Below are 25,304 nucleotides of genomic sequence, written 5' to 3' on the forward strand. Positions count from 1 at the left end.
CCTGCTGGACGAATGTACATTATGTTCCCGCCATGCAAATAAGCTCTGCTTAACAATATTGCGGGGCCGATTATAGGAAACGCCTTGGAAAGCGGCGCATCAATCTGATAGCGCAATGAAATGCCCAGCACACCCGCCGCCGCCGCTCGCCAGATCCTCATCCGCCTTCAGGAGGTGATGGCCGCGCGTAACAGCGCCCAGGCCAAGCTGAACAAGGTGGTGGAGATCATCGGCGAGTCGCTGTCGAGCGAAGTCTGTTCCATCTATCTGGTGCGAGAAGGCGTGCTGGAACTGTTCGCGACGCGCGGGCTGAAGCAGGAGGCGGTGCATGTCACCCGCATGGCGATGGGCGAGGGACTGGTCGGCCTGATCGCCACCAATGTCGAAACGCTGAATCTAGACGAGGCGGCGTCGCACCCCGATTTCTCCTATCGCCCGGAAACCGGTGAGGAACTGTTCCACAGCTTTGCCGGCGTGCCGATCGTACGGCGCGAGCGCGCCATCGGCGTCCTGTGTGTGCAGCATGCGGACCCGCGCAAATATGAGGAAGTCGAGATCGAGGCGCTCCAGACCGTCGCGATGGTGATGTCGGAACTGATCGCTAATGCCGAGCTGGCAGATGATGGCCCGGCGGATGCGCGCATTGCCGACACCGGCACCAATATGCTGCATGGCCTGCAACTGGTGATGGGCATGGCGCGGGGCCATATCGTCTTTCACCAGCCGCGCGTGCATATCGAGCATACCGTCGCGGAAGATACCGAGGCGGAGCGGCAGCGCGTCATTTCCGCTTTTGCCAAAATGCGCGAGCAGATCGACCGGATGACCGGTGCGGCCGAGTTCGGCATGGAGGGCGAACATCAGGAGGTTCTGGAGACCTACAAGATGTTCGCTTATGACGAAGGGTGGACGCGGCGGATCAATGAGGCGATCGACAGTGGCCTGACCGCCGAGGCGGCGATCGAGCGGGTGCAGCAGCGCACCCGGATGCGGATGCGGCAGATCGATGATCCGCTGCTGTCCGACCGGATGCACGATCTGGAGGATCTGGCCAACCGGTTGCTGCGCATTGTGTCGGGGCAGCTGGGCACGGCGGCGCAGATGGGGTTGCGGCAGGACGCAATCCTGATCGCGCGCAACCTGGGGCCGGCGGAATTGCTGGAATATGACCGACGCCGGTTGAAGGGCGTCATACTCGAAGAAGGGTCGCTGACAGCGCATGTCACCATCGTTGCGCGGGCCATGGGGGTGCCGGTGCTGGGCCGGGTGCGCGACATTCGCCATCTGGTGACGGAGGGTGATCTGGTGCTGATGGATGTCGGCGCCAATTCGCTGCTGATCCGTCCGACCGCCGACATGGAGGAGGCGTTCGAGAACAAGCTGCATGTGACGCAGAAGCGCCGCGCGGAATTTACCGCCATGCGCGACCTGCCATCGGTGACGGCGGACGGGCAGCGGGTGGAATTGATGGTCAACGCCGGCCTGCGCGAGGATGCGCAGGCGCTGGATCTGGTGGGGGCGGACGGCATCGGCCTGTTCCGCACGGAGTTTCAGTTTCTGGTGTCGGCCACCCTGCCGCAGCGCGAGAAGCAGCAGCGATTGTACAAGGATGTGCTGGATGCGGCCGGCGACCGGCCCGTCATCTTTCGCACCGTCGATATCGGCGGGGACAAGGCGCTGCCATACATGCAGCGCGACGATGATGAGCATGAGGATAATCCGGCGATGGGCTGGCGCGCGCTGCGGCTGGCGCTGGATCGCGACGGATTGATGAAGGCGCAGGCGCGCGCGCTGCTGGAGGCGAGCGCTGGCAAGATGCTGCACATCATGTTCCCGATGGTGTCGGAGCCATGGGAATATGAGCAGGCGCGCGCGCTGGTCGAGCATCAGCGCGAATGGCTGGTGTCGCAAAAGAAGAAACTGCCGATCGCAGTGAAATATGGCGCGATGCTGGAAGTGCCGGCACTGGCGGAGGTGCTGGACCTGTTGCTGCCCAGACTGGATTTCCTCTCGATCGGCACCAATGACCTGACGCAGTTCCTGTTTGCCGCCGACCGGGCGCATCCGCGGCTGGCGGAGCGGTACGACTGGTTGAGCATCGCCATATTGCGCTTCCTCGATCGGGTGGCGCGGACCTGCCACGAGCATCAGGTGCCGGTCGGTGTATGCGGCGAGATGGGCGGGCGGACATTGGAGGCGATGGCATTGATCGGCCTTGGCATTCGTCGCCTGTCGATCACGCCGGCGTCGGTCGGTCCGGTCAAGGCAATGATCCGCGCGGTGGATGCCGAGCAATTGCGCGTGCTGATGCGCGAAATGCTGGACAGCGGAGCGATCGACATTCGCGCGCGGCTGACGCAATGGGCGGTTGAACGGAATATCGAACTCGGCTGATTTGGCGGGATGCGGCGTTGACAACGCCCGTCCCGCAATGAGACAAGGCCGGCCATTACAGGTCGCGGAGCAGCATGGCAGACGAAGCAGAAACCGAAGCTGGCGCCATCGGCGCGCCGGAAGCGCAGCTTTCCACCCCTGGCGCGAAGTTGCGTGCCGCGCGGGAGGCGCAGGGCCTTTCGATTCAGGATGTCGCGACCCGTACGCGCATTGCCCAGCGGCAACTGGAAGCGGTCGAGCGGGACGATTATGCCGCACTGCCGGGCATTCCCTATGCGGTCGGTTTTGCCCGGGCCTATGCTCGCACTGTCGATCTGGACGAAGTGGCGATTGCTGCCGAGGTGCGCCATGGCGTTCACAACAGCGACATCGGCGCCAACCGGTACGAGGCGTTCGAACCGGTCGACCCGGCGCGGGTGCCGCCCCGACGGCTGGCCTGGGTCGTGCTGGCCATAGTGGTCGTGTTGATCGCGGGCTATACCGTGTGGCGCACGCAATTGATGACGCCGCCGACGGCCGAGGAAATCGCGCAGGACAAGCAGGAAGCGATCGCTGCCCGTCCCGCCGGCGCCGCTCCAGCCGCACCGGTCGTGCAGACCGTGGTGTTCACCGCCGTGGACGATGTATGGCTGCGCATCGTTGACGAGGCGGGTGAGCGCCTGAAGGACGGGACGCTCAAGAAGGGCGAGAGCTTCACCCTGCCGGCCGAAGCCAAGGGGCCGACCATCCTGACCGGTCGCCCGCAGGCACTGAACGTCACGGTGGGGGGCAAGCCGATCCCGCCGCTGGGCGCGCCCGATCGCACCATTTCCGATGTGCCGGTGAGCGCGGCCGCGCTGCTGGCGCGGGCGGCGGAAGCGCCGGCCGCCCCAGCCGCCGTCCCTGCCACGACGCCCGCACGGACGCCGACGGCGCGGCCTGCGCAGCGTCCGACGACAGCGGCGCCGTCCGCAACCAATGGCCAGATCGCTGGCCAGCCGGGCGGGCTGAGCGTGCCATTGCCTGCGTCGCCGGCACCTGCGCCGGCTACGGGTGGCACGACCGGCACCCAGCCCTGAGCCCAGCGCCGGGCCATGTCGCGCTTTACCGCGCGAAATAACGGCTTATGGTTAAGCCAACAAAGCTAGTCGGGGATCATCATGCGTAACGCCCTCTTTGCGACATCGGCCGTGCTGCTGGCGATGGCCGCGCCCGCCATCGTTCAGCCCGCCGCCGCGCAGAATGCCCCCGTCGAAGTGCGGGTCGATCGGCTGGAAAAGGAAATGCGCGCGGTGCAGCGCAAGGTGTTTCCGGCCGGCACACCATTGGAAGCGGAGATTACCCGTCCCACCACGCCCACGATCGCACCAGGTTCGCCGGCTTCGACCCCGATCGCGGACCTGACCGCACGGGTGGGGGCGCTGGAATCCCAACTCGCCTCGATCACCGGACAGGTGGAGGAAAATAGCTACAAGCTGCGCCAGCTGGAAACGGCCTTCAACAAATATAAGGCCGAGAATGAGGCGCGCATGGCCGAGCCGGCGCCCGCCGTATCGGTCCCCGTGACGCCTGCGCCAGTCGCGGCTGCGCCCCAGCCCCAGCCGAAACCCGCAGCACCCAAGCCCGCTGCCCCCGCGCCGGTCGCCAGTGAGGCGCGCAAGAGCGCCGTGGCGGCCGTGGAGCGGCCCGATACGGGTGACGCGGCCAGCGACGCCTATAATTATGGCTTCCGCTTGTGGGACGCGAAATTCTATCCCGAGGCGCAGGGTCAGTTGAAGGCCACAGTCGAGAAATATGGCACCAGCCCGGTCGCCAGCAAGGCGCAGAATCTACTGGGCCGCGCCTATCTGGACGATGGCAAGCCGGCGCTCGCGTCGGTCGCTTTCTATGAAAATTACCAGAAGCGGCCGCGTGGCGACCGCGCCCCAGACAGCCTGGCCTATCTGGGCGAGGCGCTGATTCAACTGAAGAAGCCGGCTGATGCCTGTAAGGTCTATCAGGAGCTGGAACAGGTCTATGGCGACAATCTGTCGTCCAGCCTGCGCGGCATGATGACCGCAGGACGCGCTAAGGCGAAGTGCAGCTAAACAGCGATAGCGCGGCGCTGGCGGCTCGGCTGATCGGCGCGACGCAGGCGCTGGTCGGGGACGATCCGGCGGCCCGTTTTGGCGTGGCCGTTTCGGGCGGGCCGGACAGCATGGCGTTGCTGCTGCTGGCGGCGCGCGCCTTTCCCGGGCGGGTGGCGGCGGTCACGGTCGATCATCAGTTGCGGAAGGCATCGGCCGGTGAAGCGGCGATGGTGGCGGACTGGTGTGCCGGGCAGGCTATTGCCCATGCGACGCTGACGCCGGATCGCCCGGTGGCGGGCAATGTCCAGGCTTGGGCGCGGGCGGTGCGCTACCGGTTGATCGAGGCGTGGCGCGTCGATCAGGGGATCGACTGGATCATGACCGCGCATCATGCCGATGACCAGCTGGAAACGATGCTGATGCGGCTGAACCGGGGGGCGGGCGTGGGCGGCCTCGCTGGGGTGCGAGCGCGGTCGGGTCGGGTGATCCGGCCGTTGCTGGCGATGCGCAAGGCGGCGTTGCAGGCACTGGCGGAGGCGGAGGGGTTGCCCCATGTCCATGATCCGTCCAACGCCGATCCGCGTTTCGACCGGGCGATGCTGCGGATGGAACTTGCCGATGCGCCCTGGCTGGATGCGCAGGCGGCAGCGCGCAGCGCGGCGGCGCTGGCGGAAGCAGAGCATGCGATTGCGTGGAGCGTGGCGGAGCAGGCGCGGGCGCATGTGCGGGCAGATGGCGCTGGCTGGCGGCTGGAGCGCACCGACTTGCCGCGCGAATATCTGCGGCGGCTGGTGTTGCATATGCTGGATCAGGCGGGCGCAGCACTGCCGCGTGGCGAAAGCCTTGACCTGGCGTTGGCTGAAGCGCTGGTCGGACGACAAGCGAGTCTGGGTAACTGGCTGCTCAAGGGTGGTCCGCATTGGCGGTTGGTGCCGGCGCCGCCGCGCCGTTGACGATCGTTACGGAAAGGTTCCACGGATCGTCGCATCTGTTCCACGGACTGCCGCTTCACATGGGTGCACTGACCTTTCTTTAATCGGTTTCCGCTTTAATCGGTCCGACGAATTGAGCGGGGATCGAGCCTATCATGATGGAGTTTGCGGCACTGACCTATGGCCTGTTGGCCAGCGTCATTCTGTCGGCGGCGAAGCGGAACAGGAAGCTGGCGCGGCCGCATCCGCCGCTGTTGCTTTACGTCGGCTATCTGCTGTGCGGCCTGTCGGCCGGTCTGGCGCTGGCGCTGGGCTATGTTGCGCTGACGTTACTGGGCGCCTGACCATCGACGGAAAAGGCGCGAAATAGCGGGCAGGGCGGGCCTTGCCGTGCTTGCGCTTTTGCGGGCGCGCCCTATCTTGGCCGGTGAAAGTGAGTGATGATGAACGACGAGAAAGACCCGCAGGGCAACCCCTGGATCAAGAGCGCCATGATTTGGGCGGGCGTGATCGTCGCCCTGCTGCTGTTCGTGTCGCTGTTCGACAGTCGGACGACGTCCGGTGCGGGAACGGGCATCGCCTATTCGGAATTCCGTTCCAAGGTGCAGGAAGGTCAGGTCAAGGACGTCGCGATCGCGCCGGACCGGATCAGCGGCACCTTGTCGAGCGGCCAGAAATTCTCCACCGTTCCGGTCACTGATCCGGGCCTTACCGGCCTGCTCGATGACTATAATGTCAAATATTCCGGCCAGGCGCAGGACCAGCCGAGCTTCTGGCAGATCCTGCTCTATCAGTCGCTGCCGTTCCTGCTGATCCTGGGCATCGCCTTCTTCGTGCTGCGCCAGATGCAGAAGGGTGGCGGCGCGGGTGGCGCGATGGGCTTTGGCAAGTCCAAGGCAAAGCTGCTGACCGAAAAGCATGGCAAGGTGACGTTCGATGATGTCGCCGGCATCGACGAAGCGCGCGAGGAATTGCAGGAAATCGTCGAGTTTCTGAAAGATCCGAGCAAGTTCGCGCGTCTGGGCGGCAAGATTCCCAAGGGCGCGTTGCTGGTCGGTTCGCCCGGCACCGGCAAGACGCTGCTGGCCCGCGCGATCGCGGGGGAGGCGGGCGTGCCCTTCTTCACCATTTCGGGTTCCGACTTTGTCGAAATGTTCGTCGGCGTCGGTGCCAGCCGCGTGCGCGACATGTTCGAACAGGCCAAGAAGAACGCGCCCTGCATCGTCTTCATCGACGAAATCGACGCGGTCGGTCGTCATCGCGGCGCGGGTCTGGGCAATGGCAATGACGAGCGCGAGCAGACGCTGAACCAGTTGCTGGTCGAGATGGACGGCTTTGAAGCCAATGAGGGCATCATCATCGTCGCGGCGACCAACCGTCCCGACGTGCTGGACCCCGCGTTGCTGCGTCCGGGCCGCTTCGATCGTCAGGTCGTGGTGCCCCGCCCCGACATTGAGGGCCGCGAGAAGATTCTGGCCGTGCATATGAAGAAGGTGCCGCTGGCGCCGGACGTCAATCCGCGCACCATTGCGCGTGGTACGCCGGGCTTCTCCGGTGCTGACCTCGCCAACCTCGTCAACGAAGCCGCTTTGACGGCGGCGCGCCGGGGCAAGCGTCTGGTCGCTATGGACGAGTTCGAATCGGCCAAGGACAAGGTGATGATGGGCGCGGAACGCCGCTCCATGGTCATGACCGACGATGAAAAGAAGATGACCGCTTATCATGAGGCGGGCCATGCCATCGTGTCGGTCCATGAACCCGCGTCCGACCCGATCCACAAGGCGACGATCATCCCGCGCGGCCGTGCGCTGGGCATGGTGATGCGCCTGCCGGAACGCGACAGCTACAGCTATCATCGCGACAAGATGCACGCGAATATGGCCGTCGCCATGGGTGGCCGCGTGGCCGAGGAAATCATCTTCGGTTACGACAAGGTGTCGTCGGGTGCTTCGGGCGACATCCAATATGCGACCAAGCTGGCGCGCGACATGGTCACGCAATGGGGCATGTCGGACAAGCTGGGTCCGCTGCAATATGAAGAGCAACAGGGCGAGACGTTCCTGGGCTATTCGCAGAGCCAGCGCGTCCATATGTCGGACGAGACGGCCAAGCTGATCGACGCGGAAATCCGCGCTCTGGTGGAGCAAGGCTATGCCCGCGCGCAGGAACTGTTGAAGGGGCATGAGGACCAGTTGCACCTGCTGGCCAATGCGATGCTGGAATATGAGACGCTGAGCGGCGAGGAGATCAAGGCGTTGCTGGAAAAGGGTGAGATCACCCGCGATGATGGGACGACGATCAAGCCATCGATCATTCCCGCAGCGGGGTCTTCGATCCCGCGCATCCGCAAGCGCAAGGGACCGTTTGGCGAGGCTTCGCCCGCGGTGTGAGGGGCTGATGCTCCGGTGACGAGATGAAAAGGGCGTGGCGGTGGCTACGCCCTTTTTCTTTGATCTGGATTGGATAACAGGTGGGTCCCGTCAGCTTCCGCCTGAGATGAGGCATCGGCGGCACTTAGTTAGAACCCTGCGCTTTTATCTGGGCGATTGCAGCGGCCGAAAGTGGGCGGATCTGGACATTTCTGAACATCACTTCCGCCCATTCAAATTCCAGAGCGATCCGGCCGCTGGTCAAGGGAAGCTGATCCCGTCCTGCCGTGCGGCGCATCTTGAACAAGCTGTTGACCATGCGTCCATTGACCAGATGGGCCGCCTGATCGTCAAAAACGTACAGGTCTACTTCGTTCCAGTCGTCTAGCCGTGCAAATTCACCTGCATGGCGATGCCACTGGCGTCGGTACGGGCCGGCCTGAACCGGGGCCTGATAATCAGCTGGGAACGCCGATATCCAGTTTGGCCAGAGAGGCGTGCCGCCGAGCAACGGTCCCTGCAACGCCAGCGTGTTGACCATTATCGCATCGCCGACATCGCCTTCCTCCAGCTGAAATTCGACGCAATCCGGGAAAAGGCGATCCGTTTCATCGCCCATATGATATAATATGCCGCTATTGCGGCGCTGGAGTTTGCGTGGCGCCCATCGGCGGTTTCCGTAACGATATTGCAGTCGGAGATGATAGTTTTGCCACACCGTTCTGGTGGAGATGTGACCGGGAGGAGTATCGTCGCCAGCATAGCCGGGGCCAAGCAAGGACAATATGCCATCTTCGATTGCAACGACGTGCCGTTTGTCGACATTGCCGACGCCGTCCTGGTAGAAATTCCAGCAGTCCAGCGAATGGCCATCGAACAGGGGCTGCCACCCGTCATCGATTTGTGTGGGAGCCGCATTTGCCGACTGCGCTGCGAAGGCTGCAAGGGATAGTGCGCCGCAAAGCATGTCACGCCTGTTCATCAATCTTCTCCCATTAATTAATATTAATATTCCTATTATAATTAAAATCGGGATGCAATTTCCTTTCTCTGCCGCTAGTGTGTGCGGCCAAGTCATCTATAGGTGGATGAGATGGGGAGGCCTGTGATGCCCCCCAATAAAATCCCCAAAGGGTCTGGCTGTTTGGCCCCGGAGTGGTTACATGGGCCGCCACAAATCCCCCAGCGATCCGGCTTCCCTCCGCCCGGTCCGCACAGAAGAAAGTGGCTTTTTCCATGGACATCCGCCTTGGCCTCACCTTTGACGACGTGCTGTTGCAGCCCGCCGAATCCGATGTGCTGCCCAGCCAGGCGGATACGTCCACCTATGTCACCAAGGCGATCAAGCTGAACATTCCGATCCTGTCGTCCGCGATGGACACGGTGACGGAGGCCGACATGGCGATCGTGATGGCGCAGCTGGGCGGCATCGGCGTGCTGCACCGCAACCTGACGGTCGAGGAACAGGCCGACGCGGTGCGGGCGGTCAAGCGGTTCGAAAGCGGCATGGTCGTCAACCCCATCACCATCCTGCCCACCGCCACGCTGGCCGATGCGCAGATGCTGATGCAGCGGCACAAGATCAGCGGCATCCCGGTGGTGGAGCAGAGCGGCAAGCTGGTCGGCATCCTCACTCATCGCGACACGCGCTTTGCGGAAAATCCCGCGCAGCCGGTCAGCGAGCTGATGACGAAGGACAATCTGGCCACGGTCAAGGTCGGCGTGGGTCAGGAAGAGGCGCAGCGCCTGTTGCACCAGCGCCGGATCGAAAAGCTGCTGGTGGTGGACGATGCCTATCATTGCGTCGGCCTCATCACGGTCAAGGACATCGAGAAGGCCGTCACTTACCCGCAGGCGACCAAGGACGGCACCGGCCGCCTGCGCGTCGCTGCTGCCTCTACCGTGGGCGACAAGGGGCTGGAGCGCAGCAAGGCGCTGATCGACGCGGAATGCGACCTGATCGTCATCGACACCGCCCATGGCCATAGCAAGCAGGTGGCCGTCGCGGTGGAAGCGGTGAAGAAGCTGTCCAACCATGTGCAGGTGGTCGCGGGCAATGTCGCCACCGCCGAAGCGACCAAGGCGCTGATCGGCGCGGGCGCGGATTGCGTGAAGGTCGGCATCGGGCCGGGATCGATCTGCACCACGCGCGTCGTCGCGGGCGTGGGTGTGCCGCAGTTGACCGCCGTGATGGATTCGGCCGAGGAAGCGCACAAGCATGGCGTGCCGGTAATCGCCGATGGTGGCTTGCGCACGTCGGGCGACGTGGCCAAGGCATTGGCGGCGGGCGCGGGTTGCGTCATGGTCGGATCGCTGCTGGCGGGTACGGCCGAGGCGCCGGGCGAAACCTTCCTCTATCAAGGGCGCGCCTATAAGAGCTATCGCGGCATGGGCAGCGTCGGCGCGATGGCGCGCGGCAGCGCCGACCGCTATTTCCAGGCGGATATCAAGGACCAGATGAAGCTGGTGCCCGAAGGGATTGAGGGCCAGGTGCCGTTCAAGGGCCCGGCCAAGGATGTCATCCACCAGCTGGTCGGCGGCGTGAAGGCGGCGATGGGCTATACCGGCAGCGCCACGATCAGGGATTTGCAGGAACGTGCGCGTTTCGTGCAGATCACGAACGCGGGCTTGTCCGAAAGCCATGTCCATGACGTGACCATCACGCGGGAAGCGCCCAATTATCCGACGCGCTGATCCGTCACTTTTTCTCCTCCCTTCTAGGGAGGGGTTAGGGGTGGGTAGCCTCCGAAAGAGGTTCGCTTCGCTCGCACCCACCCCCGGCCCCTCCCTTGAAAGGGAGGGGGGAGGAATGGCATGACACCCTCTGCCCGCATACAGGCCGCGATCGATCTGCTGGACGCCATCATTGCATCGGCGCGCGATGGCGGGCCGGCAGCCGATACGCTGATCGCGCGCTATTTCAAGGAGCGGCGCTATGCCGGGTCGCGGGACCGGCGGGCGGTGCGCGACCATGTCTATGATGCGATCCGCCGGGCAGCCGAGCGACCAGAGACAGGACGGGAAGCGATGATCGGCGTGGCGCAGGCGTGGCCGGAAATCGCCGCCCTGTTCGACGGATCGACGCATGCGCCGTTGCCGATCGAACCGGGTGAGGCGGGCGCCGTGGCCGGTGCCGTACCGGGCTGGTTGCAGCCTTTGCTGGCCGCGCCGGTGGAGCAGGATGCGCTGCTCGGCCGGGCGCCGGTGGATGTACGCGTCAATCGGTTGAAAAGCGATCCCGCCTGCGTCGCGCCGATGCTGCCCGACGCGGTGGCGATCGACGGTCTGCCCGACGGCCTGCGCCTGCCCGAAGGCTATCCGATCGAGCAGCAGGCCGTCTGGAAGGACGGGCTGGTCGAGGTGCAGGATGCAGGGAGTCAGTGGATTTCGGCCGCCTGTGGCGCGCAGCCGGGCATGACGGTCGTGGACCTGTGTGCTGGCGCGGGCGGCAAGACGCTGGCGCTGGCCGCGGCGATGGCCGGCAAGGGTATGTTGATCGCTGCCGATACGATCCGGTCGCGGCTGGCGCGGCTGGAACCGCGCGCGGCGCGGGCCGGGGCGACCTTCATCGAGACGCTGCTGCTGGACCAGAGCCATGAGGCGCGTGGTCTGGAGAGCCTGCGCGGCAAGGCGGATGTGGTGCTGGTCGATGCGCCCTGTTCGGGTACGGGTACCTGGCGGCGCAATCCCGAAGCGCGCTGGCGGCTGACGCAGGCGCGGCTGGACCGGCTGGTCGCCGAACAGGCCCGTATCCTCGATTTCGCGGCGCCCTTGCTGGCGCCCGGCGGGGTGCTGGTTTACGCGACCTGCGCGCTGACCGATCGGGAAGGGCGGGGGCAGGTGGATGCCTTCCTGTCGCGCCATGCCGGCTGGAGCGCCGAGCCGATCGACCTGCCCGTGGGCCGGGCCCATGGCGCCGGGCTGTTGCTGACGCCAGGACATGACGGCAGCGACGGTTTCTTCTTTGCGCGGTTGCGTCGGGGGGCGTGAAACAGACCATGGACAAGCGCCCGCAAAATAGCGACACTTGTCCTGAATTAGCGCCTGAAACATGGCTGGAGATAATGATGCGTTTCACCCCTGCCTCGATTGCCCTCGCCATCGTCCTGACCACCGTGTCGAGCGTGGGATTGAGCCAGAAGCCCGACAGCCAGATCAGCCCGCAGTCGGTGGAATGGCAGAAGGCAGGCGAGGCCGCGCACAGGGCCGGCAATCTGGAAGGCGCGACCGATGCGCTGGAAAGTGCGCTGGCGATCGATCCGCGTAATCGCGCCGCCTATGTCGAACTGGCCGGGGTTGCGCGCGCGCAGGGGCTTCAGGGCAAGGCGATCCGCCTGTACAAGGAAGCGCTGCTGCTGGACCCGACCGATATCGTCGCGCTGGCGGGACAGGGTGAGGCGATGGTCGAGAAGGGCGCGGTTGCCAGGGCCAAGGAGGTGCTAGCGCAGGCGCAGGCCGTGTGCAAGGGCGACTGTGCGCCGGTGGGCAAGCTGGCTGCCGCGATCCAGAAGGGGCCGCCGGCCGTTGCCATGACGACGGCGAAGGAAACCGATCCTGCGGCCAAGAAGGCGCCGACCGAAACACAGTAAGGGGTGAGGGCATCGGGCGTATTGAACGCGCGATCATTCTTGTTCGCCTTGAGCCTGTCAAAGCCTGTCCTGAGCGACTGCCTTGGCAGGCCGTCGAAGGGGGCCTATCTTCTTCCTACCAAGGGGCTTCGACAGGCCCAGCCCAAACGGGGGTGGGTGTCGATCGCGTGGCACGCTTTGACTTTGCGGCCTGTGCGCGCCAAGGCCGGGACGACGGGCGCATGATGCGGGCCGTTCGCTGGCGAGATTTTCCATGACCTTCACCGACTTCGACGTCGATCTGTTCCTGCGCGATTATTGGCAGAAGAAGCCGCTGCTGATCCGCAACCCGTGGGGGCGGTGGACCAATCCGGTGGAGCCGGACGAACTGGCGGGCCTTGCCTGCGAGGAAAGGATCGAATCGCGGCTGATCGGTCGGGCGGATGGGCGCTGGACGGTGGAGCACGGGCCGCTGCCGGAGGATCGCTTCGGGCGCATGGGAGATCAGCCCTGGACGCTGCTGGTGCAGGCGGTCGACATGCATGTGCCTGATGTCGCGGCGCTGATCGCACCTTTCCGCTTCGTGCCCAACTGGCGGATCGATGATGTGATGGTCAGCTATGCTACCGATGGCGGGGGCGTAGGGGCGCATTATGACCAGTATGACGTGTTCCTGATTCAAGGGCTGGGCCGGCGGCGCTGGCGCGTGGGGCAACATTGCGATGCCGACACGCCGCTGCTGGTGCAGGAGGATCTGCGCCTGCTCGCCGAGTTCGAGCAGACGGACGAATGGGTGCTGGAGCCGGGCGACATTCTCTATGTGCCGCCGGGGATCGCACATGATGGCGTCGCGGTGGGCGACGACTGCATGACCTATTCGGTCGGCTTCCGTGCGCCCGCGCGGAGCGAACTGGTCGAGCAATTTTGCGCGCATGTGGTCGGCGAGATGGAGGAGGATGACCGCTATGCCGACCCGGACCTGACGGTGCAGGCCAATCCGGGCGAGATCGGCGCGGCGGCGCTGGCGCGGTTGCAGGCGATGGTGATGGACGCGGTGGGCGATCCGGCGGCCTTTGCCCGCTGGTTCGGCAGCTACAGTAGCGAGCGCAAATATCCTGAACTGGACTTCCAACCGGACGAGCCGATCGCGGCCGAGGATGCGCGCGAACTGGTGGAGGATGGCGTGGCGCTGTGCCGCAATCCGGCGAGCCGCTTTGCGTTCGTAGCGCAGGGGGAAGGCGCGCTGACGCTGTTCGTGGATGGGCAGGCGCAGGAATGCGACGGGGCGGCGGCGGTGCTGGCCGGGCAATTATGCGCGGATGACAGGCTGACGGTCGATCCTGCACTGATAGAGGATGCGGCGGTGGTGGCGCTGATCGTGACGCTGTTCAACGAGGGCAGCGTCAGCTTCGATCCGGAGGATTGAGCGATCCGCACGCGGCTGAGCATCTGTGCGAAGAAGACGCGCTTTGCGAGCGAGGAAGCGGCGCTGGTGGTGGCGTTGCGGGCGGACGTGCCGCTGCGGCTTTATCGCTGTGACCGGTGCCGACAGTTTCATCTGACCAGCCGGACCAAGGGGAAGCGGGTGCCGCAGGCGGGGATGTCGCGATGACTTTGCGTTCCCCGGCGTAGGCCGGGGAACAAGGAAGGCAAGGGCAGTGGAGGATCAGCCGACCTGCACTTCGCGCCATTCGCCCGGTTGCAGGCCGTCCAGCGTCCAGTCGCCGATGCGCCAGCGCACAAGGCGCAGCGTGGGATGGCCCACGGCGGCGGTCATGCGGCGGACCTGGCGGTTGCGGCCTTCGCGGATGGTGAGGCTGATCCAGCTATCGGGGATGCTCTTGCGCACGCGGATGGGGGGATTGCGGGGCCAGATGTCCGGCGCGTCGATGCGTTCGACATCGGCCGGGCGGGTGAGGCCGTCCTTCAGATCCACGCCCCGGCGCAAGGCGGCGAGGGCTTCGTCTGTCACCTCGCCCTCGACCTGCGCCAGATAGGTTTTGGCGGTCTTGTACTTGGGATCGGCGATGCGCGATTGCAGGCGGCCGTCGTCGGTCAGCAGCAGCAATCCTTCGCTGTCGCGGTCCAACCGGCCGGCGGGATAGACGCCGGGAATGGCGATGCAGTCGGACAGGGTCGCGCGCGCCGTATCGGTCCCGCGATCGGTGAATTGCGACAGCATGTCATAGGGTTTGTTGAACAGGATCAGGCGGGGCATGGGATCAATGCCTTCTTACTCAAGATTCGTTCGTATCGAGCGTAGTCGAGATACGGGAGCGCCGGGCTGGCCGCTTCTCGGCTGCGCTCAAAGCGAACGGATATATTAAACGCTCAGTATGCGGGCGACGGCGACAAATTCTTCGACGCTGACCGTTTCGGCGCGGCGTTGCGGGTCGATGCCGATCTGCTCCAATGCATCGAGCGCGCCGGGGAGGCCCTTGAGGCTCTGGCGCAGCATCTTGCGGCGCTGGCCGAAGGCGGCGGCGGTCAAACGTTCGAGAAATTTGAGTGCCACCCCTTCGGGCGCGGGTTTGGCCGTGATGTGGACGACGGCCGACATGACTTTTGGCGGTGGCGTGAAAGCGCTGCGGTGGACCTTCATCGCGATCTTCGCGTCGCTGCGCCATTGGGACAGGACGGCGAGGCGGCCATAATGATCGGTGCCGGGTTTCGCGACGATGCGCTCGGCCACTTCCATCTGGAACATCAGGGTCAGGCTCTGCCACCAGGGCAAGGGCGACCAGTGGGCCGACAGCCAGCCGACCAGCAGGGGCGTGCCGACATTATAGGGCAGGTTTGCGATGATATGCGCGCCTTCACCTGCCTCGGCGCAGGCGTCGACCTGCATCGCGTCGCCGGAAATGACACGCAACTGGCCGGGAAAGGCTTCCTCCAGTTCGGCGAGCGCAGGGAGGCAGCGATGGTCGCGCTCGACCGCGACGAGGCGGGCGCCGGCGCGTAATATAGCGCGGGTCAGGCCGCCAGGACCGGGGCCGACCTCGAACGCCGGGGTGTCCTTCAGCGGGCCGGGGATGGCGGCGATGCGGTCCAGCAATTGTTCGTCGAGCAGGAAATTCTGGCCGAGCGCCTTGCTGGCGGCAAGGCCATGGCGCGCGATCACGTCACGCAGCGGCGGCAGAACAGGGCGGGTGTCAGCCATGGACGATGCGGGCACGGGCGGCCTCGGCCGCCATCTTGAGCGCGGCGATCATCGCGCCGGGATTGGCACTGTCGGTGCCGGCGATGCCGAAGGCGGTGCCATGGTCAGGCGAGGTGCGCACGATCGGCAGGCCCAGCGTGATGTTCACGCCATCGTCGAAATTCAGCGTCTTGATCGGGATCAGCGCCTGATCATGATACATGCAGAGCGCCGCGTCATAGGTTTCGCGCGCGCGGGCATGGAACATGCCGTCGGCGGCGAGCGGACCGACGATGTCGAGGCCATCGAGGCGCAGCAACTCGATCGCGGGGCGGATCACGTCGATCTCTTCCCGGCCCAGCGCGCCATTCTCGCCGGCATGGGGATTGAGGCCGGCGACCGCGAGGCGCGGGCGGGCAATGCCGAAATTGCGTTGCAGCCCCTTGGCCGTGGTCAGCGCACGAGCGCGGATCAGGTCGATGGTGAGGACCGAAGGCACATCCGCCAGCGCAATATGGATGGTGATCGGCACGACCTTAAGGGATGGCCCGGCGAGCATCATCACCGCGTTATGCGCTGAGACGCCGCAGCGTTCGGCGACAAATTCGGTCTGGCCCGGATGGGTGAAGCCGACACCGTAAAGTTGTTCCTTGCCCACCGGGGCAGTCACGATGCCGGCGGCCGATCCCGAACGGGCGAGGCCGACCGCGACCTCTAGCGCCTGGAAGGCGGTGCGGGCGCCGTCGATGCTGGGGGTGCCCGGCACGACGTCACCTGCATCCGCGACCTGAAGGCAGGGCAGGGCACTGTCGAAAACCTGCGCTGCTTCTTCGGGGGAACTGATCGGCGCGATCGGTCCCAGCCAGACGGCGCGCAACGACGCCGCGTCGCCCACTGCGAAGAAGGGCGGCAGGCCGCGTGCTTCGCGCATCACCCAGCTTTTCGCGACGATCTCCGGCCCGATCCCGGCGGGATCGCCCAGCGACACCGCAAAGGGTGCAAGAGGCAAGGCGTCAGTTATATTCGATCACCGCATCGCGACGCAGGTCGCGCAGATAGATGCGCGCGCGCTTGTTCACCCGTTCCTCTTCGAGCTGGGCCATGATCTGTTCGGCGTTGGGCGCATTGGCCGACGCCGGTTCATCGCGGCCGCAGACCACGAGCACACGCACGCCGTCGGTGATCGAGCCGAAGGGCGGCGTCGCCTCACCTACTTGAAGGTTGGTAAGAATATCCTGCAACTGCGGCGGCAGGTCGCGCACCTTCACATTGTCATTGTCGACAACATCCGCGCCGATCTTCTGCCCGACTTCATTGGCCTGACCGCAGCCCTTGATTTCCTTGATCGCGGCGGCGAAGGCGGCGGCCTTGGCGCTGGCCTGCTCCTTGGTCGTGCCTTGCGGGAAGAGCACGGACAACTGCTTCAGGCTGAGCAGCGAATCGCGCGGATCAGCGGTCAGCACCTTGCGCTTGTCCATGACGTAGATCAGTGACACGCCACCGGCGACGGGTACAGGCCCGGCAATCTGGCCGACCTGCATTTCGGTCGCGGCCTGCGCCAGTTCGGGCGGCAATTGTGCCGGGCGTACCCAGCCCAGGTCGCCGCCGACCGCTGCTGTGGAGGCTTCGGAGAATTGACGGGCATAGGCCTGGAAGCTGCCGCCCTGCTGAATCTGCTGGATGATGTTGCGCGCGTTGGCGACGATCTGTTCCTGATTTTCGGGCGTCGCCGACAGGTAGATTTCGCCGATGCGATATTCGTCGCTGCCTTTGGAAGCGTTCAGCCGGTCCACCACCGACTTCACTTCATCCTCCGACACGTTGACGAAAGGCTGGATGTTGCGGCGGAGCAGGCGGCTCCAGGCCAGTTCACCCTCGATCTGACGTTTGATGCTGGCCGCTGAACTGCCCTTTTCGCGCAGATAGGCGTCGAACTGGGTCGGCGACTGGCGGAAATTGGCCGCCACGCGCTCATAGCTTTGCTGGATTTCGGCAGGGTCGATCTTGATGTCGTTGGCGGCGGCTTCCTGGATCTGGAGCGTTTCGTCGATCAGGTTGCGCAGCACCTGCACGCGCAGGCGCTCCTTTTCCTCTGCTTCCACCTTGCCGCCATTGGCGGTGATGATGAGGGCAAGGCGCTGGTCGATGTCGGTGCCGGTGATGATCCGGTTGTTGACGATGGCGGTCGCCTTGCGGACGTTCGGGTCGCTCTTGCCAAAGACGGTGACGTCCTTGGGCAGGTTCAGCTGCTGGTTCGCGACAGTGCCGTCATCATCGACCGTCTGGGCGAGAACCGGCTGAATACCGGCGCTGAGCAGCACGGAGGACAGGAGCAGGGTGCGAAAGCCCGAGCGAACGCCATGAAACAGGCGGTTGGGCGAAGAAACGACAGGCAGCATCGTCGGCAATAATCTCCAATACGAACCCGCACCTGATGCGCTGGTCCGCCTTAACCGGCCCTGACGGGGATGCGGGAGCCTGTTCCTTATATACCAATATTGCGGAAAGCTAGCCGTAGCTGGAAGCCATTGCCCTTTCGCGCGTCGCCATTGGTCTGGTAGCTGCGGACCCAGGTGAAGCCCAGCGTCAGGCAATCATCCTCATAAGCGAAGCCCAGGCGATGGCGAACCGGCTCGAACCCGTCGGCTTCGCTGACCGGATCTTCCTTGGTATCGGTCAGGTCGATGACGGTCGAACCGAAGACGGACCAGAAGCGGGCGAACTGGGCGCGGGCGCCGAGGCGGATTTCTTCGCGATCCTGCAAATCCTCCAGCCCCGAAATGGCGTTGCGATTGAGCCGCAGATAGCCCGCCATGACATAGGTGTTCTTGCTGCCGACGGTGGTGTCGATCTCATTCCGGCGCACGGACAGATTATCCTTGTCCAGCCGGAAGCGGTGGGTGAAGGCAATGAAATCCTTGTAGCGCAGCGTGGTGCGGCCGACGATGTCGGAGGTGCGGTCGGACAGGCCGGTACCGTCGGGCAGGATGCTTTCGCGGCTGTCGAGGCGATAGCTTTGCCCGACGATGCTCTGGAGCGAGAAATTAGGCAGGTCGAGGCTGTATTCCAGGCCATAGGTGACGCGCGAGCTGTCTTCGAACCGGTCGTAACCGGCAAAACGGTTGAGCGCGAAGAGGTTGCTGTCCTCCAGATCGACGGCGCGGGCGTCTTCATTGGGAAGTGAAAGGTTGGCGATCTTGGGCGAGGCGACGATCTGGACGCGCGGGGCGATGCGCTGGACGCCGCCGAACGCTTCACCGACGAAGGGCCAGCGCATGTCGATCGCAGCCGCCGCGATGCCGCGCGACTGCCAGCCCGGATCGCCAGCATAGCTCACCACCGAGGTCAGGCCGTTATCGCTGCTATGATAGACGTCGCCGCGCAGATAGCCGGTGAAGGTCACTTCCTGACCCAGGCCGGTCAGCTTGCGCAGATTCCATTCGGCCCCGACGAAGGCGCGCTGCGTATCCTGCCCGTGGGTGCGGGTGATGGCGAGCGTGTTCGCCTGTAATTGCAGCACGCCGCCCAGCAGCGGGTCGGCGATCCGGCGACGATAATCGATGAGAGGCAGCGCAATCGGCGTCTGCCCCTGCGAATCGCCCTGACGCAGGGTCTGAACCGCCCAGCCGCGAATCGACAGATAGCTATTGTCGTCGATCCGCTGCGCACCGATGGTTGAACGGAGCCGGTCTTCGCGGCTGATGTCGTAGCGGCGCAAGAAGGTGCGGTCGGTGGCGACGCGGATCGACCCGTCCAGGCTCCATTCGGGCGACAACTGCATCTTGCCGCTGGCGTCCAGATAGCCGCGAATATCCTTTTCGGCGTCGGTGGATACCGCGTCGCTGCCGATGCCGACGCGTCGGCCATAGGTGGCATAGCCCGTGATCGTGTAGGCGCCGCGATCATAGAGGTGCCGGTAATTGGCCTCCAGCATCGGCAGGACACCGGTATAGACATGCGGGGTGATGGTGACGTCGCGGTTCGGCGCCAGCTTGAAATAATAGGGCAGTGCCGCTTCGAAGCCGTTGTTGCGATCGTAGCGCAGGTTGGGGACCAGCAGGCCACTACCGCCACCTTCACCCACCGGATGCGACAGGCCGGGCAGTGGAATCAGCGGCAAGCCGAACAGCTCGATATTGGCGTTGGTATAGGTCACGCGCTCACGGGTCGGGTCGTACACCACCTTGATCGCGTTGATCTGCCAGGTCGGCTCCTTGGGGCAACCATCGCTGTCCTCCACCGCGCAGCCGGTATAGGTGGCGCGATTGAGCGTGTAGACGCCATTGACCCGCGTGCCCTTGACCGAGGCGAGGCGTCCGCCGGACTGGAGCACCAGCAGCATATTGTCGACCGCGCCGTCCTTCAGCGTGTCGGCGACGTCGAAGCGGTCGCCATAGGCGATATTGCCGTCCGGATCGATGATCGAGACATTGCCCTGGGCCTCGACCTTGCCACTGTTGCGGTCCCACACGATCTTGTCCGCGCGCAGGCGGTTGCCCTCTCGCAGCAACTGGACATTGCCGTTGGCGGTCACGACCTCGCTATTGCTGTCATATTGCAGCGCGTCGGCGGCGAAACCGATCTGGTCGTCACTTGCCGGCACCGGCGCGTCGGGCGCGCTGATCGGGGCGGCAGGCTCGTTCAGTTGTTGCGCCAGCGCGTGCGGCGCGGCGCCAAGCGCGGCGCTGCCCAGCAAGGCGGCGCGGAAGGAAAGGGAGAACAGGGCGTTTTGCAAGCGGTGGTGCCTCATAGACAGGCGCATCTGGCTGTCCCGCCTATCGCACAGAGGGCGCGTGGGCAATCGCCCGTCGTGCATCGGGCATGGGAAAATCGGTCGAACGGCTTTGCCAGACGGGGAAAGCCGCACTATCTGGCAGACAAGAGCGCGGTTCGCGCCGCATGCAACAAGAGGAAAAGAACCCCGATGGATATCCAGTTCAGCCCGACCCGCCCCGACGCCGATACGCTGGCCTTCGTCGTGCCGAAGGGCGGATTCGACGCCCTGCCGCTGGCCGCCGGGCCTGTTCTGGCGGCCGGTGCCACCGCGTCGCGCTTTACCGGTGAGGTCGGCACCAGCTTCGAGAGCTTCGTCGAGGAAGGCGGCAAGACGCTGCGCGTGCTGCTGCTGGGCGTGGGGGCTGGTAGCGAGCAGGATTATGAAAAGGCCGGTGCTGCGCTGACCGCCAAGCTGAACAATAGCGGCGCGACTCATGCCGCCGTGGAATTTTTCGGCGGGGTGAGCGCCGAGCAGGCGGCGCATCTGGCGCTGGGCGTGCAGTTGCGCGGCTGGCGGATCGACACCTATCGCACGCGGCAGCCCGAAAAGGCGAAGCCGACGCTGAAGACCGTGACTTTGGTCGCGACCGGCGCGGAAACGGCGTGGGACAAGCTGGCGGCGGTCGCGGCGGGCGTGGCCTTCACCCGCGAACTGGTGTCGGAGCCGGCGAACATCCTCTATCCCGAAAGCTTTGTTGAGCGCTGCCAGCATCTCGCTGAATTGGGCATCAAGATCACCGTGCTGGACAAGGCGGTGATGGAAGCGCTGGGTATGGGATCGCTGCTGGGCGTGGCGCAGGGTTCTGTCCGCGAAGCGCGCCTGCTCGCGATGGAATGGGACGGCACCGGCGGTACGTCGGACAAGCCTGTCGTGTTCGTCGGCAAAGGCGTGACCTTCGACACGGGCGGCATTTCCATCAAGCCGGCCGCCGGCATGGAAGACATGAAGTGGGACATGGGCGGCGCGGGTGCCGTGGCCGGCGCGATGAAGGCGCTGGCCGGGCGCAAGGCGAAGGCGCATGTCGTCGGCATTTGCGGGCTGGTCGAGAATATGCCCGATGGCAATGCGCAGCGCCCCGGCGACATCGTGACGTCGCTGTCGGGCCAGACGATCGAGGTGCTGAACACCGACGCCGAAGGGCGGCTGGTGCTGTGCGATGCGCTGACCTGGGCGCAGCGGACCTACAAGCCCGACGTGATCGTCGATCTGGCCACGCTGACCGGGGCGATCATCGTGTCGCTGGGCACGGAATATGCGGGTATCTTCTCCAATGATGACGGTCTGGCCAACGACCTGATGGCGGCGGGGCAGGCGGCGGGCGATCCGCTATGGCGCTTCCCGCTGTCGCCGGCCTATGACAAGCTGATCGACAGCCCGATCGCCGACATGAAGAATATCGGTCCGCGCTTCGGCGGGTCGATCACCGCCGCGCAGTTCCTCAAGCGCTTCATCGAGGATGGCGTGAAATGGGCGCATCTCGACATTGCCGGGATGGTATGGGCGGACAAGCCCGGCGCGACGTGGGACAAGGGCGCGACCGGCTATGGCGTGCGCCTGATCGACCGGTTCGTGGCTGAAAAGTTCGAGGGCTGATCGGGCATCCATGCAGGTCGATTTCTATCAGTTGAGCCGCGATCCCGTGGACCAGGTGCTGCCCGCGATCGCGGCGCGCATCCTGGGCCTGGGCGCGCGGCTGCTGGTGGTGGCGCAGGAGGCTGACTGCCTGGAGCGGATATCGCAGGGCCTGTGGGCCGGAGCGCCGGAGAGCTTTCTGGCGCATGGCCGGGCGGGCGAGGGCGGGGAGGCGCATCAGCCGATCCTGCTGACCACGACTTGCGAGGCGGCGAACGGCGCGCGGCATATCGCGCTGGCCGACGGCGTCTGGCGCGAGGAAGCGCTGGGGTTCGAGCGCGTTTTCCACTTCTTCGATGATTCAACGATCGAGGCAGCGCGGGCCAGTTGGCGAGCGCTGGCCAAGCGGAAAGGGATCGAATCCCGCTACTTCAAGCAAGATGGCCGCAAGTGGCTGCAAATGGCGTAGAAGCCGTCAAGGTTAAGCCTCTTGCGGCCCGGCCCGGCCGCGTCTAAAGGGCGCGCAACTTTATTCCCAACAATCTGGAGTTTCGAGGGCCATGGCCGTCACGCGCACTTTCTCGATCATCAAGCCCGACGCAACCCGTCGCAACCTGACCGGCGCGGTCGCCAAGATGCTGGAGGAAGCCGGTCTGCGCATCGTCGCTTCCAAGCGCATCCGCATGAGCCGCGAACAGGCCGAAGGCTTCTACGCCGTTCACAAGGAACGCCCCTTCTTCGCCGATCTGGTCGCCTTCATGATTTCCGGCCCGGTCGTCGTCCAGGTTCTGGAAGGTGAAGATGCCGTGAAGCGCAACCGCGACATCATGGGCGCCACCAACCCTGCCAATGCCGACGCCGGCACCATCCGCAAGGAACTGGCCGAATCGATCGAAGCCAATTCGGTCCACGGTTCGGACAGCGAAGAAAATGCCGCGATCGAGATCGCCTATTTCTTCAAGCCCGAAGAAATCGTCGGCTAATCCCCGGCAGTCCTTTACGGACCCAAAAAGGCCCGGCGCTCCCATGGAGCGGCCGGGCTTTTTCTTTTGGTCCCACTCGTCAGTGCGGTTGGACCTGCGCCGGCGCTTCGACCTTGGGTGTCTCCGGCGTGCGCGCCTTCACGAACAACTGCCAGGACGACACCGCCAGCACGGCGGCCAGCAGTGGTTGCAGCACCTTGTCGGGCGCATGGGACGACAGATAACTGCCCACGATCACGCCGGGGATCGAGCCGATCAGCAGGTTCATCAGCAGCACGCCGTTGACGTCGCCCATCAGCCAGTGGCCGGTGCCGGCAATCAGCGCCAGCGGCACGGCATGGGCAATGTCGGAGCCGACGATACGGGCGACCGGCAGGCGGGGATAGAGCACCAGCAGCACCGTCACGCCGATCGCGCCGGCGCCGACCGACGATAGCGAGACGGCCACGCCGATCAGTGCACCGAGTATCGTTGTGCCATAGAGGGTGGTGCCGGCCGAATGGGTAGCGCCGAGGTCGCTACGATGGCGGAACAGCCATTTGCGCCCGATCACTGCCACCGATGTCACCGCCAGCAGCGAAGCAAGCGAGAGCAGGATGATATGTTCGGTCGACTTGCCCACATCGCCGATCCAGCCAAGCACCAGCAGTGTGACGAGCGCGGCCGGCACGCTGCCTGCCGCCATGCGCCGGACGATCGGCCATTCGATCGTGTCGCGCTTGCCATGGACGGCGGACCCCACGATCTTTGTCAGGGCGGCGAACAGCAGGTCGGTGCCCACGGCGGTCTTGGCGCTGACGCCGAACATCAGCACCAGCAGCGGCGTCATCAGCGATCCGCCGCCGACGCCGGTCACCCCCACCAGCACGCCGACCAGCAAGCCGGCCACGGCATGGAAGAGGTCGATAGATCCCATCAGGCTCATGGCGCCCGTCTTATCCTTATTATGTGCAACCCTGCGCCTTGCCTTCCACCCGTTTCACGGGCGTAACACAAGCGGGTTTCGGGTTTCAGGGCGTGAACTTCAGCTTTTGGTGAGACGGGCCCAGCGGGCATCGGCCATTGCCTGCGCGGTGCCGGCCTTGACCGGTTCGACACGCGACAGGCCGCGCAGCGCCAGGCTATGTCCCGCGATCCAGCCACCCTTGATGCCATAGCCGATGTCGTAGAGGGTGACATTCTCATGCGCGTCGCCGGCCACCACGAAGCGGGTGGTGATGACCACCGGCAATCGTTCGTCGCCCACGCTGTCGTCGGGCAGTTTCGCCTTGGCCCGTGCCTTCTTGAGCGCGCTGTCGAACCAGCCGGCCTCGATCCGCGGATCGCCGGTGGTGTCGACCGGCGCGATGCCAAGCGCGCGGGGGAAGAGGATGGTCTGGCTTTGGATCACCTGGTCGGGGTCGGTAGGCTTGAGCGCGATCCGGTCACCCTTTACCGATTCGGCATTCAGCACCAGCGCGGCGGCGCGGCTGGACGCTTTGCGACTTTCGGCCGCCCGTTCCGCAGCCTTGTCCGCGCGCTCATCCTTCTTGTCCGCCCAGTTGAGATAAAGGGTAAGGGCGGAAATGGATACTGCCAGCACCGCCAGCACTTCGCCCAGCGTTATCCAGCGACGACGAATCGCAGCGGCTTCGGCCGCGCGTGTTTCTTTCGGCGTTTCGGGTGTGTCGCTCATGACTTCACACCGTCTGCGGCGGGACTTCGAACCGGTCGATCACCCAATCTTCCGCCTGGGCGCCGCCGATCCATTCCTGCATCCAGGGATGGGCGATGATGGCGCGCATATACGCCTCGGCAAAGCGGGCGACGGGCAGTTGGTAGGTGATGAGGCGGGTAACGACGGGCGCGAACATCACGTCCACGGCACCGAACTGGCCGAATAGGAAATCACCTTCGCCACCATGGCGCGCGCGGGCCTGCGCCCAAAGCTGCATCAGGCGGGCGAGATCCTGCATCACCGCATCGGACGGCGGGACGGCGGGATAGATTTGCCGGATGTTCATGCTGTGCTCGCGGCGCAGCGCGGCGAAGCTGCTGTGCATTTCGGCGGCCATGGACCGGGCCATGGCGCGCGCGGCAGGATCGGTCGGCCAGAACAGGTCGTCGCTGGTCTTTTCATTGAGATATTCGACGATGGCCAGGCTGTCCCACACGACGACATCGTCGCCGTCCCACAGGATCGGCACCTTGCCGGAGGAGGGCGCGAACTCGTCGCCCTCGCGCCGCTTTTCCCATGCTTCGTCATAGAGGGGGACGACCACCTCCTCGAACGGGAGGGCGGACAATTTGCAGGCTAGCCAGCCGCGTAGCGACCAGCTCGAATAGGCCTTGTTGCCAATGAACAGCTTCATCATGCCGTCTTCTTAGACGGCAGAAGCGCAGCAAGTCGAGAAGGAAGGTCCAGCGCCTGAACTTTGCCAAAGGGCAAAATGTGGAGGCCCGAGCCGGAATCGAACCGGCGTGCAAGGATTTGCAGTCCTCTGCGTCACCACTCCGCCATCGGGCCTCGATCGCGTGGAGGC

General features: G+C 64.8%; 22 protein-coding genes and 1 tRNA gene. 13 read left to right on the plus strand and 10 right to left on the minus strand.

What is annotated here, in order from left to right:
- The first annotated feature begins 120 nt into the window (after positions 1 to 120).
- The 6 genes from ptsP (at position 121) to ftsH (ending at position 7,764) form a co-directional block, all read left to right on the plus strand.
- A complete protein-coding gene (gene ptsP / locus RQH62_RS01935; RefSeq protein WP_311267050.1) occupies positions 121 to 2,394 on the plus strand; it encodes a phosphoenolpyruvate--protein phosphotransferase in 2,274 nt (757 codons plus the stop codon).
- A 74-nt stretch (positions 2,395 to 2,468) separates the two neighbouring features.
- Positions 2,469 to 3,452 (plus strand): helix-turn-helix domain-containing protein, encoded by a 984-nt coding sequence (locus tag RQH62_RS01940; protein WP_311267051.1) that lies wholly within the window; start codon positions 2,469 to 2,471, stop codon positions 3,450 to 3,452.
- Positions 3,453 to 3,533: 81 nt separating this feature from the next.
- Positions 3,534 to 4,460 (plus strand): tetratricopeptide repeat protein, encoded by a 927-nt coding sequence (locus RQH62_RS01945; protein WP_311267052.1) that lies wholly within the window; start codon positions 3,534 to 3,536, stop codon positions 4,458 to 4,460.
- Positions 4,451 to 5,395, plus strand: coding sequence for a tRNA lysidine(34) synthetase TilS (gene tilS, locus RQH62_RS01950; RefSeq protein ID WP_311267053.1), 945 nt, complete (start codon positions 4,451 to 4,453; stop codon positions 5,393 to 5,395). The genes RQH62_RS01945 and tilS overlap by 10 nt, the downstream gene beginning before the upstream one ends.
- A gap of 134 nt (positions 5,396 to 5,529) precedes the next feature.
- Entirely contained in the window at positions 5,530 to 5,718 is a 189-nt protein-coding gene (locus RQH62_RS01955) for a hypothetical protein (RefSeq protein WP_311267054.1), read from the plus strand.
- Positions 5,719 to 5,817: 99 nt separating this feature from the next.
- A complete protein-coding gene (gene ftsH / locus RQH62_RS01960; protein ID WP_311267502.1) occupies positions 5,818 to 7,764 on the plus strand; it encodes an ATP-dependent zinc metalloprotease FtsH in 1,947 nt (648 codons plus the stop codon).
- A 124-nt stretch (positions 7,765 to 7,888) separates the two neighbouring features.
- Here the strand turns inward: ftsH and RQH62_RS01965 are convergent, their stop codons facing one another.
- Positions 7,889 to 8,710, minus strand: a complete 822-nt coding sequence (locus RQH62_RS01965; protein WP_311267055.1) for a DUF1080 domain-containing protein — start codon at positions 8,708 to 8,710, stop codon at positions 7,889 to 7,891.
- 269 nt (positions 8,711 to 8,979) lie between these two features.
- Here RQH62_RS01965 and guaB point away from each other — a divergent pair, with 269 nt between their 5' ends.
- From guaB to RQH62_RS01985, 4 genes are all read left to right on the plus strand, one after another.
- On the plus strand, positions 8,980 to 10,437 hold the full coding sequence (guaB, locus tag RQH62_RS01970) for an IMP dehydrogenase (RefSeq protein ID WP_311267056.1): 1,458 nt from the start codon (positions 8,980 to 8,982) through the stop codon (positions 10,435 to 10,437).
- A 120-nt stretch (positions 10,438 to 10,557) separates the two neighbouring features.
- On the plus strand, positions 10,558 to 11,733 hold the full coding sequence (locus tag RQH62_RS01975) for an RsmB/NOP family class I SAM-dependent RNA methyltransferase (protein ID WP_311267057.1): 1,176 nt from the start codon (positions 10,558 to 10,560) through the stop codon (positions 11,731 to 11,733).
- 77 nt (positions 11,734 to 11,810) lie between these two features.
- Positions 11,811 to 12,332: a tetratricopeptide repeat protein gene (locus RQH62_RS01980; RefSeq protein ID WP_311267503.1), complete on the plus strand. Its 522-nt coding sequence runs from the start codon at positions 11,811 to 11,813 to the stop codon at positions 12,330 to 12,332.
- Positions 12,333 to 12,585: 253 nt separating this feature from the next.
- Positions 12,586 to 13,737, plus strand: coding sequence for a cupin domain-containing protein (locus tag RQH62_RS01985; protein ID WP_311267058.1), 1,152 nt, complete (start codon positions 12,586 to 12,588; stop codon positions 13,735 to 13,737).
- A 240-nt stretch (positions 13,738 to 13,977) separates the two neighbouring features.
- Here RQH62_RS01985 and RQH62_RS01990 read toward each other — a convergent pair whose 3' ends face one another.
- The 5 genes from RQH62_RS01990 to RQH62_RS02010 form a co-directional block, all read right to left on the minus strand.
- Positions 13,978 to 14,529 (minus strand): pseudouridine synthase, encoded by a 552-nt coding sequence (locus tag RQH62_RS01990; RefSeq protein WP_311267059.1) that lies wholly within the window; start codon positions 14,527 to 14,529, stop codon positions 13,978 to 13,980.
- A 105-nt stretch (positions 14,530 to 14,634) separates the two neighbouring features.
- Positions 14,635 to 15,471 carry a 16S rRNA (adenine(1518)-N(6)/adenine(1519)-N(6))-dimethyltransferase RsmA gene (gene rsmA, locus RQH62_RS01995; protein ID WP_311267060.1) on the minus strand — a complete coding sequence of 279 codons (837 nt, stop codon included), beginning with the start codon at positions 15,469 to 15,471 and terminating at the stop codon, positions 14,635 to 14,637.
- A complete protein-coding gene (pdxA, locus tag RQH62_RS02000) occupies positions 15,464 to 16,459 on the minus strand; it encodes a 4-hydroxythreonine-4-phosphate dehydrogenase PdxA (RefSeq protein WP_405053502.1) in 996 nt (331 codons plus the stop codon). The genes rsmA and pdxA overlap by 8 nt, the downstream gene beginning before the upstream one ends.
- A 4-nt stretch (positions 16,460 to 16,463) precedes the next feature.
- Positions 16,464 to 17,849: a peptidylprolyl isomerase gene (locus RQH62_RS02005; protein WP_311267061.1), complete on the minus strand. Its 1,386-nt coding sequence runs from the start codon at positions 17,847 to 17,849 to the stop codon at positions 16,464 to 16,466.
- Between the two features lie 86 nt (positions 17,850 to 17,935).
- Positions 17,936 to 20,200: an LPS-assembly protein LptD gene (locus RQH62_RS02010; RefSeq protein ID WP_405053503.1), complete on the minus strand. Its 2,265-nt coding sequence runs from the start codon at positions 20,198 to 20,200 to the stop codon at positions 17,936 to 17,938.
- 174 nt (positions 20,201 to 20,374) lie between these two features.
- On the opposite strand from RQH62_RS02010, the gene RQH62_RS02015 reads away from it, so the two are divergent.
- From RQH62_RS02015 to ndk, 3 genes are all read left to right on the plus strand, one after another.
- Positions 20,375 to 21,820 carry a leucyl aminopeptidase gene (locus tag RQH62_RS02015; RefSeq protein ID WP_311267063.1) on the plus strand — a complete coding sequence of 482 codons (1,446 nt, stop codon included), beginning with the start codon at positions 20,375 to 20,377 and terminating at the stop codon, positions 21,818 to 21,820.
- Positions 21,821 to 21,830: 10 nt separating this feature from the next.
- A complete protein-coding gene (locus RQH62_RS02020) occupies positions 21,831 to 22,268 on the plus strand; it encodes a DNA polymerase III subunit chi (protein WP_311267064.1) in 438 nt (145 codons plus the stop codon).
- 91 nt (positions 22,269 to 22,359) lie between these two features.
- Entirely contained in the window at positions 22,360 to 22,782 is a 423-nt protein-coding gene (gene ndk / locus RQH62_RS02025) for a nucleoside-diphosphate kinase (RefSeq protein ID WP_093010670.1), read from the plus strand.
- 79 nt (positions 22,783 to 22,861) lie between these two features.
- Here the strand turns inward: ndk and RQH62_RS02030 are convergent, their stop codons facing one another.
- The 4 genes from RQH62_RS02030 to RQH62_RS02045 all read right to left on the minus strand — a co-directional run bounded on the left by RQH62_RS02030 (position 22,862) and on the right by RQH62_RS02045 (position 25,288).
- Positions 22,862 to 23,707, minus strand: coding sequence for a sulfite exporter TauE/SafE family protein (locus tag RQH62_RS02030; RefSeq protein WP_311267065.1), 846 nt, complete (start codon positions 23,705 to 23,707; stop codon positions 22,862 to 22,864).
- Between the two features lie 99 nt (positions 23,708 to 23,806).
- Positions 23,807 to 24,457, minus strand: a complete 651-nt coding sequence (locus tag RQH62_RS02035; RefSeq protein WP_311267066.1) for a hypothetical protein — start codon at positions 24,455 to 24,457, stop codon at positions 23,807 to 23,809.
- A 4-nt stretch (positions 24,458 to 24,461) separates the two neighbouring features.
- The gene (locus RQH62_RS02040; protein WP_311267067.1) at positions 24,462 to 25,136 is read right to left on the minus strand and encodes a glutathione S-transferase family protein; all 675 of its coding nucleotides are present in this window, start codon (positions 25,134 to 25,136) and stop codon (positions 24,462 to 24,464) included.
- Positions 25,137 to 25,214: 78 nt separating this feature from the next.
- Positions 25,215 to 25,288 (minus strand) — tRNA-Cys (locus RQH62_RS02045).
- Between the last annotated feature and the right edge of the window lie 16 nt (positions 25,289 to 25,304).

Origin of the sequence: Sphingobium sp. WCS2017Hpa-17 (assembly GCF_031843765.1) — a bacterium.
Classification (GTDB): domain Bacteria; phylum Pseudomonadota; class Alphaproteobacteria; order Sphingomonadales; family Sphingomonadaceae; genus Sphingobium.